This is a genomic window from Kitasatospora sp. NPDC004531 (genome assembly GCF_053602195.1).
The window spans coordinates 1-9,742 of record NZ_JBSGDD010000145.1 but is presented as its reverse complement, the minus strand read 5'-3'; the positions used below and the strand labels follow the sequence as shown (position 1 = coordinate 9,742).

13 protein-coding genes and 1 riboswitch are annotated in these 9,742 nt (G+C 74.7%); of the genes, 8 read left to right on the top strand and 5 right to left on the bottom strand.

From position 1 onward, the window contains the following. Positions 1-399 precede the first annotated feature (399 nt). Positions 400-1,599 carry an MFS transporter gene (locus ACWEMJ_RS32420; protein ID WP_452140720.1) on the bottom strand — a complete coding sequence of 400 codons (1,200 nt, stop codon included), beginning with the start codon at positions 1,597-1,599 and terminating at the stop codon, positions 400-402. Between the two features lie 65 nt (positions 1,600-1,664). Between ACWEMJ_RS32420 and ACWEMJ_RS32415 the strand changes: the two genes are divergently transcribed. Further along, positions 1,665-2,051 carry a MerR family transcriptional regulator gene (locus ACWEMJ_RS32415; protein ID WP_452140719.1) on the top strand — a complete coding sequence of 129 codons (387 nt, stop codon included), beginning with the start codon at positions 1,665-1,667 and terminating at the stop codon, positions 2,049-2,051. A 7-nt stretch (positions 2,052-2,058) separates the two neighbouring features. On the opposite strand, the gene ACWEMJ_RS32410 is transcribed toward ACWEMJ_RS32415, so the two are convergent. The 3 genes from ACWEMJ_RS32410 to ACWEMJ_RS32400 all read right to left on the bottom strand — a co-directional run bounded on the left by ACWEMJ_RS32410 (position 2,059) and on the right by ACWEMJ_RS32400 (position 4,231). Beyond that, positions 2,059-2,763 carry a class I SAM-dependent methyltransferase gene (locus ACWEMJ_RS32410; protein WP_452140718.1) on the bottom strand — a complete coding sequence of 235 codons (705 nt, stop codon included), beginning with the start codon at positions 2,761-2,763 and terminating at the stop codon, positions 2,059-2,061. A gap of 84 nt (positions 2,764-2,847) precedes the next feature. Then, positions 2,848-3,540 carry a sensor domain-containing protein gene (locus ACWEMJ_RS32405; protein ID WP_452140717.1) on the bottom strand — a complete coding sequence of 231 codons (693 nt, stop codon included), beginning with the start codon at positions 3,538-3,540 and terminating at the stop codon, positions 2,848-2,850. A gap of 118 nt (positions 3,541-3,658) precedes the next feature. After that, on the bottom strand, positions 3,659-4,231 hold the full coding sequence (locus tag ACWEMJ_RS32400; protein ID WP_452140716.1) for a GNAT family N-acetyltransferase: 573 nt from the start codon (positions 4,229-4,231) through the stop codon (positions 3,659-3,661). Positions 4,232-4,281: 50 nt separating this feature from the next. Here ACWEMJ_RS32400 and ACWEMJ_RS32395 point away from each other — a divergent pair, with 50 nt between their 5' ends. Continuing rightward, a complete protein-coding gene (locus ACWEMJ_RS32395; protein ID WP_452140715.1) occupies positions 4,282-5,094 on the top strand; it encodes a hypothetical protein in 813 nt (270 codons plus the stop codon). Positions 5,095-5,117: 23 nt separating this feature from the next. On the opposite strand, the gene ACWEMJ_RS32390 is transcribed toward ACWEMJ_RS32395, so the two are convergent. After that, a complete protein-coding gene (locus ACWEMJ_RS32390) occupies positions 5,118-5,885 on the bottom strand; it encodes a M23 family metallopeptidase (RefSeq protein WP_452140714.1) in 768 nt (255 codons plus the stop codon). Positions 5,886-5,896: 11 nt separating this feature from the next. Continuing rightward, positions 5,897-6,058, bottom strand: a riboswitch (cyclic di-AMP (ydaO/yuaA leader). Positions 6,059-6,277: 219 nt separating this feature from the next. Between ACWEMJ_RS32390 and ACWEMJ_RS32385 the strand changes: the two genes are divergently transcribed. The 6 genes from ACWEMJ_RS32385 to ACWEMJ_RS32360 form a co-directional block, all read left to right on the top strand. Then, complete coding sequence (locus tag ACWEMJ_RS32385; RefSeq protein WP_452140713.1) at positions 6,278-6,568, top strand: YiaA/YiaB family inner membrane protein; 291 nt, start codon at positions 6,278-6,280, stop codon at positions 6,566-6,568. 108 nt (positions 6,569-6,676) lie between these two features. Beyond that, a complete protein-coding gene (locus ACWEMJ_RS32380) occupies positions 6,677-7,498 on the top strand; it encodes an alpha/beta fold hydrolase (RefSeq protein WP_452140712.1) in 822 nt (273 codons plus the stop codon). Beyond that, positions 7,498-8,076, top strand: a complete 579-nt coding sequence (locus ACWEMJ_RS32375) for a TetR/AcrR family transcriptional regulator (protein ID WP_452140711.1) — start codon at positions 7,498-7,500, stop codon at positions 8,074-8,076. Before ACWEMJ_RS32380 ends, ACWEMJ_RS32375 begins: the two co-directional genes overlap by 1 nt. 31 nt (positions 8,077-8,107) lie before the next feature. Further along, positions 8,108-8,290 carry a hypothetical protein gene (locus ACWEMJ_RS32370; protein ID WP_452140710.1) on the top strand — a complete coding sequence of 61 codons (183 nt, stop codon included), beginning with the start codon at positions 8,108-8,110 and terminating at the stop codon, positions 8,288-8,290. Positions 8,291-8,458: 168 nt separating this feature from the next. Beyond that, the gene (locus tag ACWEMJ_RS32365) at positions 8,459-8,686 is read left to right on the top strand and encodes a hypothetical protein (RefSeq protein WP_452140709.1); all 228 of its coding nucleotides are present in this window, start codon (positions 8,459-8,461) and stop codon (positions 8,684-8,686) included. A gap of 109 nt (positions 8,687-8,795) precedes the next feature. Next, the coding region (locus ACWEMJ_RS32360; protein WP_452140708.1) for a sensor histidine kinase at positions 8,796-9,742 on the top strand (947 nt) is incomplete at its 3' end.

Sequence of the window (9,742 nt, the reverse complement as noted above, 5' to 3'; positions counted from 1 at the left end):
GGCTGCCGACGTACGACCCCGCGACCGGGCGGATCACGGCCACCACCCCCGGGGTCTTCCTGTTCCGGGCGATCTCCGGGAACCAGGCATCGCCTCCGGGCCTTCGCCGTGTGCGGCCGAATAAATCCCTTGCCCGGTCCGGTGGCGGTGCCTACGCTGGCAGCACACTGAAAGGAGGTGATCCTGAGTTGAGTTCTTTCAGGATGCGTGAGGTGGCTGCTCGCTAGAGCCGCCCCTGCCTGTGCGGCAGTGAGGCCGTTGGTCTCCGGCTCAGGCGAATTCCCAGCAGTCACCCGGCCCGTGGGCTCACCGGTACATCCCCGGTGCCTCGATCGCCGTCCCCGTCCAGCGGGTTCGGCGCGAGGAGCAGCCCGCGGGCCGTCTGCGTTCTCGCGGGCTTCACGGGCGTTTCGGCGGGAAGCCGTGCCGGCGGGCCAGGGTGGCGGTGGCGAGGACGGGGAGCAGCAGGGCGAGGGCGAACCAGGGGAAGGCTCCGGGGCCGGAGAGGTCGAGCAGGAGTCCGCCGACGGCGCCGCCGAGGCCCATCGAGGTGTTCCAGGTGGCGACCAGGAGGGTCTGGGCGCGGTCGCCCCCGGCGTCGGCGGCGGCGGTCTGGAACAGCGGGGCGACGGCGCCCCAGCCGAGGCCCCAGAGGGCGGCGGCGAGCAGCACGAGGGGAGCGGCGGGGGCGGGCAGCAGCAGGAGTCCGAGGGCGGCGAGGACGGCGGTGGTGGCGGCGAGGGTGAGGTGCCGCAGCCGGCGGTCGACCAGGGCGCCGGTGACGGCGAGTCCGGCGACGGAGGAGACGCCGAGGACGAGCAGCACCAGGTCGCGGCGGTCGGCCAGGCCGTAGTGGTCGAGCAGGGCGGCGATGTAGGTGTAGAGCACGTTGTGGGCGAGGACGAACGCGCCGACGACGAACAGTACGGGCCTCACGCCGGGCAGGCGCAGGGCGCCGGTCAGGGATTCGGAGCGGCCGGGGCGGCGGCCGGAGGCGTCGGGGACGGCGGCGGCGAGCCACAGCAGCAGGGCGGCGGCGAGGGCGGCGACCAGTGCGAAGGTGGGCCGCCAGCCGATCAGCCGGCCGGACCAGGTGCCGAGCGGGATGCCGAGGGAGAGGGCGAGCGGGACGCCGAGCGCGGTGACGGCGATCGCCCTGCCGTGCAGCTCGGGCGGTGTCAATCGGCGGGCGTAGCCGACGAGTTCGGACCAGATGGCGGCGACGGCGACGCCGGCGGCGATCCGGGCGGCCATGGTGAGCGGGTAGGACGGGGAGAGTGCGGTGACGACGTTGGCGACCAGCAGGACGGCGACGGCGGCGAGCACCAGGCGCTTGCGGGACCAGTGGGCGGTGGCCCGGACGAGCGGGACGGCGGAGAGTCCGGTGGCGAGGGCGTAGCCGGTGAGCGACTGGCCCATCGCGGATTCGCCGACCCGCAGGTCGTGGGCCATTTCGGGCAGCACGCCGGCGGGCAGGGCCTCGGTGACGATGCCCAGGAAGGCGGCGGTGGCCAGGGCCAGCAGCGGGGACCAGTGCAGGCCCCGGCGCCGGTCCGAGGGGGCTGCGGCGGTGCGGGGTTCGGTGTGGGTCGCGGTCATGCCGCTATCCTCGAACCCTCACATCGGTGTGAAGGTCAAGTCCTTCCGGCGGACGGGAGACGCGCGTGCGGATCGGTGAGCTGGCGGACCGGGCGGGGGCCTCGCCCCGGCTGCTGCGCTACTACGAGGAGCAGGGCCTGTTGAAGCCGGGGCGTTCGGCGAACGGCTACCGGGAGTACGACGAGGCGCTGGTGGAGCGGGTCCGGCAGATCCGTTCGCTGTTGGATTCGGGCCTGTCCACCCGCACCATCCGGGAGGTGCTGCCCTGCCTGACCAGCGGGCAGTACCACGTCCGGGGCGCGACCGAGGAGACGCTGGCGGCGCTGGAGCACGAGCACCGGAAGCTGTCCGAGCGGGTGGAGTGCCTGTCCCGCAGCCGGGACGCGGTGGGCGCGTACCTGCGGGCGGTGCACTCGTTGCGGGACGCGCCGGCGCCGGCCGAGAGCTGCTGAGCGCGCGTCATCCGCCCGGGGCGGTGAGCAGCAGGATGCGGTGCGGCGGGGTGGTGGTGAGGACCCGGCTGGCGATCCGGTGGTGGCGGAGGGCGGCGCGGAGTTCGGCGAGGTGCGGGCAGAGGCGGCCGGTGTGGTCGTACAGCGGGAAGATCCGCACCTCGCCGTCGGGGGCGGTGACCCGGGCGAGTTCGCGCAGCGCCCGGAACTGGTCGGCGGGGGTGAAGAGCGCCGGGTAGGCGAACAGCAGGTAGGAGCTGAGGGTGAGGGCGAAGGCGCCGTCGGCGAACGGGAGTCGGGGCAGCGCGGCGGCCAGGTAGTGGCCGGGGTGGGCGGCGGCGTCGGCGGCGAACAGCCGGCGGGCGCGGTCCCAGCTGCGCAGGTACTTGTCGGGCCGGCGCCGGCCGTGGGCGGTGCGGGGAAGGTGGTGGGCGGGGTCGCGGCGGATCGCGGTGGCCATGGTGTCGCGGCCGGCGGCGGCGAGTTCGGCGAGGCGGCGGGGGCCGAGCGCGTAGCCGGGGTCGGCGGCGACCACCCGGCAGCCGAGCGCGCGGGCCTCGGCGGCGAGCGCGGCGGCCCCGCCGGGGCAGTCCAGCAGCGGGCCGGGCAGCCGGCTCAGGTCGGCGCGGGTGAGGCCGAGGTAGGCGCAGTACTCGTCGAGCGGCCGTGAGGTGATCAGGACGGGCGCTGGGCGGTTCAAGACCGGGCTCATCGGCGGTCCTCCGGGCGTTCGACGGGCCCGGGGTGCGGCCCGGGCCCGTGGTCATCCGACCACGGGCCCGGGGGTGTCGCATGTTCAGCGGCCGGCCAGCAGGGCGTGGGCGGCGAGGCGGTTGGCGCTGTTGAGGGCGCGGACCAGCTGCGGGGTGAGCAGGACGAACAGCAGGCCGATCAGGCTGACGGCGCCGATCTGGAACGGGGACTGGAGCTCGTAGACGTGCTGGACGCCGTGCGAGTCCGTCCAGTCGGCGACCCGGTAGCCGTCCCAGTCGGTGTAGCGGCCGAACACCCACTGGTAGGCGGGGAAGAGCAGGAGCGCCCAGCCGACGGTGAAGAAGACGGTGGAGAGCACGAAGCTGAGGATCGCCCAGGGGAACATGACGAACTGGTACAGCGCGCCCTTCCAGCCGACCGGGTCGGCGAGCCGGGCGGTGATCGCGCCCCAGGCGCCCTCCCGGCGGACCGCCACCTCGCGCGGCTCGGGCAGGTCGAGGCCGAGCAGGCTGCGGAGCCGGAGGCGCTCGGCGGCGCCGAAGCCGCGGCCGGCGACGGTGAGCAGGGCGAGCACGGGCATGCCGAGCGTGGTGACGAACAGGCCGAGCCCGGTGCTGAACAGCGCGACGACGGTGGTGAAGCCGAGGACGGCGACCGGCAGGCCGCTGAGCGCGAAGCCGAGCTCGCGGAAGCCGGCCCGGGAGAACGGGGCGCGCCAGAACCCGGGCCGGGTGGGGTGGTCGCCGGTGGCGGCGCGGTACGCAGCGGTGGACATCCGCGGTCCTTCGGGTGGTCGGGGCGGCGCCGCCGGTCGGCGGCGCCGGGCACCCTTCAAAGGTGCCGCACGGGGCGGGTGTGCCGGTATGAGGCCTGCTGCCGACTTCGGGGTGGGGTTAACCCCCGCACCCCGGGGTGGCCGGGCGCAGGGCGGGCCACTCGGGGGCGAGCAGCGAGTACTGGAGGGCGTCGTGCCAGGCGCCGCCCCAGTGCGACTCGGCGCGGATCCGGCCCTCGTACCGGAAGCCGGCCCTGGCCAGCACCCGGGCGGCGGCGGGGTTGCCGGGGTCGGTGCGGGCGTACAGCCGGTGCAGGCCGAGGGTGTCGAAGCCCAGCGTGCACAGCAGCGCGGTGAGCTCCCCCGCGTAGCCGCGGCCCCAGGCGTCGGGGCGCAGCACGCAGCCGAGTTGGGCGGCGTGCTCGCCCTCGCGGGTGAGGGCGCCCTGGCCGATCGGCTCGCCGGCGGGGTCGTCGACGGCCAGCCGGTAGTGCTGCCGGGGTTCGCGTTCGGCCTCGTCGAGGTAGAGCTCGATCTGGTCGGCGCACTCCTCGAAGTCGGCGGCCTCGAACGGGAGATGGCGGACCGCCCGGGGGTCGCCGTGGACGGCGTGCAGGGCGGCGACCTCCTCCGGGGTGTGGCGGTACTCCCGCAGGGTGAGCCGGGGGCCGGTCAGCCGGACGGTTTCCATGCCGACCGACCCTACCGGTGGGGCCGGCGCGGACCGGCTACCGTACCGGGGTGGACGACGACGACCTGCACCTGCTTCCCCGTACCCGTGCCGCCGACCTGCTGGACTGGGCGGCCGAGCAGGGATTGGCGGCGGTACCCGAGCCGGCGGTGCGGACCGTCCTGACGCTGTTGGAGCTGGGCGGGGCCCGACTGCACGACGGGTTCCCGGAGTTGACCTCGCCGGTGCTGGAGCACCTGCTGTACGAGCAGCTGCACCTGTACGTCCAGCCGGACGGCGACGCGTGGGCGTACCCGGCGGCGGTGCGGCTGCTGATCGACCACCAGCGGGCGGCGCGGCGGCTGAACGCCAAGCGGTGGGAGAAGCTCCACGCGGAGACCGACTGGCAGGGCCAGGTGCTGGTGGAGTCGCTGCTGCTCCGCTCCGACCTGCTGACCTGGCCCCGGCTGTACGCCCTGCTGCTGCGCGCGGACGGGGTGCCGACGGACGACCTGGAGCAGGTGCGCGGCTGGTTGGAGGGCTTTCGGGCGCTGGACGTCGAGGAGCGCTTCGCCGCGTACGAGCGGGTGCCGGGGGTGGAGCCGGACGGCGGCTGGGGCCCGGAGCGGGCGCTGCTGGTCGGGGTGTCCTCGGACGGTGCGCGCCGGCTGCTGGAGCAGGGCCTGATGCGGCGCAGCTACCGCAATCTGGCCGAGCTGAACGCGCTCGGACTGCCGATGCCGGCCGAACTGGCGGGGGAGTTCGAGGAGTTCGAGGAGGCGGTGGCGCAGGCCGCGATCGACCTGTGCGGCGAGTGGACGGTGCCGGGGCTGGCCCGGCTGCTGCTGGAGGAGTTCCCGGAGCTGGCGCCCGAGGTGTACTGAGTCCCCGGGCGCCGGCGGGGCCGTTACGGCTGGAGGCCGAGCTGCCGGAGCCAGGGCTGCGGGTCGACCGGGGCGCCGCCGCCGGGGCGGACCTCCAGGTGCAGGTGCGGGCCGGTGACGTTGCCGGTGGCGCCGACCGCGCCGAGCAGGGCGCCGGGGGCGACCGGGCCGGAGGCGGTGGCGATCCGGGAGAGGTGGCAGTACCAGAGTTCGGTGCCGTCGGGCAGGGTCTGGATGACCCGGTAGCCGTAGGGGCCGGACCAGCCCGCCGAGGTGACGGTGCCGCCGGCGATCGCGGTGACGGGGGTGCCGGTGCGGGCGGCGAAGTCGAGGCCGGTGTGCAGGTGCGCCCAGTGCGAGCCGGACTGCGCGAACTGCGCGCTCAGCTGGTAGCCGGCCACCGGCAGCCGGTGCGCGGCGCGTTCGGCCTCGGCCTGCTGGGCGGCCCGCTTGGCCTCGGCCTCCTGGGCGGCGGCGATCCGGGCGTTCTCGTCGGCGGCGGTGCGCTGGCCGTCGGCCTGCTGCTGGATGCGGGCGGCGAGGGCGAGGCCGGGGTCGCCGGCGAGCAGCCCGTCGGAGGCTTCGTCGGCGGCGGTGACGGGCGCCGGGGCGGCGGCCTGCGCGGGGGCGGCGGCGAGGGCGGTGGCGCCGAGCGCGGCGGTCATCGCGGTGACGCCCAGCAGGGGCGCGCCGGCGCGGGACTGGCGCGGCAGCCGGTGTCGGGCGCCTTCCGCCTCGACCGGGTGGTCGAGGAGCTGGGTGCCGGTGCTCTCGGTGTAGGTCGACGCCACGGGGGCGTGCTCCTTTCCTTCCCTGCCGCCGACCGGGTTAGCTGACGGGTTCGGAGGTGGAAGGTCTCCTACGGTCGGGCCCTGGGGCCGTTCCGATTCACCCCGGTGGAACGTGGTTCCCCGGCTCCTGGGACGCCCCGGAGGGTGAGCCCAAGTGGATTAGGCGTGGCGCACGGTGCCGCATGGTTACGGCGTTGCCGACCGCGCTGCGTTATCAAACGTTAATCCTATGGACCCCATGATTCCAAGCGCCTACCACGAGACGACGAAGTTTTCCTGACGCCCTATGGGCGATTTGTGACGATTCACCAGTTCGAGAATGACGGATCGCGACCGCGCGCGTAGGTATCCGTACTCACGACCGGCCGCCGGGCCGGCGGGAGCCTGGTGCCATGACCGCAACCGTGCCGCACCGCACCACCTCCGCCTACTTCCTGCAGTCCGTCGCCTCCTTCGGGCTGGCCACCGCGGCCCTCGTGCTCGGGATCGCCTACCTGCCGGTGAGCGCCTGGATGCGGGCCTTCCTCGCCGTCGGGGTGCTGTACGTGATCACCTCCGCGTTCACGCTGGCCAAGGTGGTCCGGGACCGCCAGGAGGAGGGCGCGATCACCACCCGGGTGGACCAGGCGCGCCTGGAGAAGCTGCTCGCCGAGCACGACCCGTTCAAGGTGGGCGGAGTCTGACCGTTCCGGGGTTGACGGCTAAGGCTATTAGCCATAGCTTTGTGGCTATCGGCAGTCGCTCGGCCTCCGGGGCCCGGCGCACCGCACCGCCCGTCCAGGAGGCCCCCCGTGAACAGCACCCTCGGCACCACCCGGTACCTCGACGTCCCCGGCGGCCGGATCGCGTACGACGACACCCCCGGCGCCGGCGTCCCGGTGGTCCTGCTGCCGGGCATGCTCGACAAGCGCGCCGTCTACCGGCACCTCGCCCCGCTGCTGACCGCCGCCGGGCACCGGGTGGTCACCATGGACCTGCGCGGCCTCGGCGAGTCCTCCACCGGCTTCACCGACCACTCGCCCGCCGCGATCGCCGACGACCTGGCCGCCCTGCTCGACCACCTCGACCTGCACGGCGCCGTGCTGGTCGGCAACTCCTACACCGGCGCCACCGTGGTCCGGGCCGCCGCGCTCGCCCCCGCCCGCACCGGCGGCGTGGTGCTGATCGACGCCTTCGTCGAGAACCTGCCGCTGAACGGCTTCCAGAAGGCGCTGTTCGGGCTGGTCGGCCCGCTGCTGACGGCCTTCCCCGGTCTGTGGGGCGCGCTGCAGAAGTTCTACTACCCGACCGAGCGGCCCGCCGACTTCGACGCCTACCGGGCCGGCCTGGCCGCGATGCTGCGCGAGCCCGGCCGCAGGGCCGCCCTGCGCGGCTACCTGGCGGGCGACTCCGCGCCCGTCGGCTGGTGCGCGGCCGTGGACGCCCCCGCGCTGGTGCTGATGGGCGCCAAGGACCCCGACTTCCCGAAGCCCGAGCTGATCGCCGACCGGCAGGCCGCCGCGCTGCGCGGCCGTAAGGTGATGATCGAGAACGCCGGCCACTACCCGATGGCCAGCCACCCGCAGGCGGTCGCCGACGCCCTGCTCCCCTTCCTGAACGAGGTCGCCCGCTGATGGCCCGCGCCGGACTCTCCCCCACCGCCGTGGTGGACCACGCCCTCGAACTGATCGACGCCCAGGGCGCCGAGGCGCTCACCCTGGCCGCCGTCGCCGCCCGCGCCAAGGTCGCCACCCCGTCGCTGTACAAGCACGTCGCCGGGGGCCTGCCCGAGCTGCGCCGGCTGGTCGCCGTCCGGATCCTCGACGAGCTCACCGACCGGCTGGCCGCCGCCGTCCTCGGCCACTCCCGCGACGAGGCGGTCGCCGCGCTGCTCGGCGCGTACGCCGGGTACGCCGCCCGGTTCCCCCGGCGGTACGCCGCGCTGCCGCAGGCGCCCGTCCCGGACCCCGACCTGGCGGCGGCCGGCGAGCGGCTGGTGAACGTGCTGTTCGCGGTGCTGCGCGGGTACGGCCTGGCGGGCTCCGAGGCGGTGCACGCCGCGCGCTCGCTGCGCGCCGTCGCCCACGGGTACGCCTCGTTGACCACGGCGGGGGCGTTCCAGCTCGCCGAGGGCCAGGACGTGACACTGGAGCGGCTGACCGCGGTGCTGGTCGACGGGCTCGGCAACTGGCCGGGTGGACGCGGGGCGTGACCTCAGGGGGGCCTGGCGCGTTCTACCCGGTATGAAGAAGCGCAGCCTGCTCGCCTTTGCCTCGCTCGCCGTCGGCGTGGTCGCCTCGCTCACCGCGCCCAGCGCGCACGCCGTCCACGACCACCCGGGCGGCGGCGCCCCGCAGCAGGACACCGTCTCCTCCCCGGACTGGCCGGCGAACGACAACTCCCAGCAGGAGGGTCAGCAGGCCTGACAGCGGCTCCCAGCTGCGCGAAGCTCCGGCGCGCGCCCCCTCCTCACCGTTCCGCAACCGGTCCCCCACCATTTCGACACCGCCGGTGCGTAACACTGTGCTGCGGTCGGGAAGTCATACCGCGTGAAGACCTTCCACGGTTGACCGACAAGCACGGAGGACAGCGCAATGCCGCAGGCGACTCAGCACATCGAGCCCGGCACGGGACTGATCCCCACCCCGCGCACCGCCACCACCGCCGCCGAGCCGGCCGCCGCCGCGCGGCCCGGGGTGCCGCAGCCGGAGGGCTGGCGGGCGACGTTGAAGCGCGGCTTGGCGGTGGCCCGGTCGATGCGTTCGCTGCAGCCGGTGGCGGCGCGCAAGCAGCAGCCGTACGGAGAGGCCGACGGGCAGTAGGCGACTTCGCGCCCAACTACGGCGGTTCTGTCCGATATTGACGCGCTCTGAACGGCATTGCTTCGATCAGTTCATACGGAAGTAGGAACTCCACCCTAAACTTCAGCGCGTGACGACCACTCAATGGTGCTTGGCAGCAGCCGCATTGCTCGCTCTTCTCGCTCTCGCGGCCTCCGCTCGGTCCCGCGCCGTCACCCGTACCCTGCGCGGCCGGCTGGCCGCCGCCGAGGAGGAACTCGCCGCCACCCGCGACCGCCTGGCCGCCGAACTGGCGGACCGTCAGGCGGGCGCCGAGACGGCGCTGCGCGAACAGGAGATGAACGCGGCCACCCGCCGCGCCTTCCTCAGCGTGGCCCGCCGCATCCTGGTGATGGCGCACGACCAGCAGGCCGGTCTGGACGAGATGGAGCGCACCCACGACGACCCGGTGCTGCTCGAAGGCCTGCTGCGCGCCGACCACGCGGCCGCCCAGCAGGCCCGGCTCGCCCAGACCCTGGCGGTGCTCTGCGGCTCCCGCGCGGGCCGGCACTGGCCGGAGCCGGTCTCGCTGGAGGACGTGGTGCGCGGCGCCCAGTCGCGCATCCTGCCGTTCCAGCGGGTGGTCGTGCACAGCCGGGTGGACACCGCCGTGCTCGGCGCCGCCGCGGAGGCGCTGATCCACGCGGTGGCCGAACTGCTGGACAACGCGACCCGCTACTCGCCGCCCAGCTCGCAGGTCTACGTCACGCTGATGCCGGTCCACAACGGCGCGGTGATCGAGATCGACGACTGCGGCGTCGGCATGACCGAGGTGACGGTCGCCAAGGCGGGCGCGGCGCTGTCCGGCGGCGGCTCGCTGGAGGTGTCCCGGATCGGCGAGGTCCCGCAGCTGGGCCTGGCCGCGGTCGGCCGGCTCGCCGAGCAGTACGGCTTCCGGGTCACCATCAACTCCGCGCCCTCGCCGTACGGCGGTGTGCGGGTGGTCGTGCTGCTGCCGTCCGCCCTGCTCACCGATCCGCTGTCGGTGCCCGCGGGCAGCGGCGCCCGGCGCGCCGACCCGGCGGTGGCCGCGGCGCC

What these genes read in the sequence shown, in the direction of transcription:
- ACWEMJ_RS32420 (WP_452140720.1), bottom strand. Translation starts at nt 1,599, where the DNA reads ATGACCGCGACCCACACCGAACCCCGCACCGCCGCAGCCCCCTCGGAC.
- ACWEMJ_RS32410 (WP_452140718.1), bottom strand. Translation starts at nt 2,763, where the DNA reads ATGAGCCCGGTCTTGAACCGCCCAGCGCCCGTCCTGATCACCTCACGG.
- ACWEMJ_RS32405 (WP_452140717.1), bottom strand. Translation starts at nt 3,540, where the DNA reads ATGTCCACCGCTGCGTACCGCGCCGCCACCGGCGACCACCCCACCCGG.
- ACWEMJ_RS32400 (WP_452140716.1), bottom strand. Translation starts at nt 4,231, where the DNA reads ATGGAAACCGTCCGGCTGACCGGCCCCCGGCTCACCCTGCGGGAGTAC.
- ACWEMJ_RS32385 (WP_452140713.1), top strand. Translation starts at nt 6,278, where the DNA reads ATGACCGCAACCGTGCCGCACCGCACCACCTCCGCCTACTTCCTGCAG.
- ACWEMJ_RS32375 (WP_452140711.1), top strand. Translation starts at nt 7,498, where the DNA reads ATGGCCCGCGCCGGACTCTCCCCCACCGCCGTGGTGGACCACGCCCTC.
- ACWEMJ_RS32370 (WP_452140710.1), top strand. Translation starts at nt 8,108, where the DNA reads ATGAAGAAGCGCAGCCTGCTCGCCTTTGCCTCGCTCGCCGTCGGCGTG.
- ACWEMJ_RS32365 (WP_452140709.1), top strand. Translation starts at nt 8,459, where the DNA reads ATGCCGCAGGCGACTCAGCACATCGAGCCCGGCACGGGACTGATCCCC.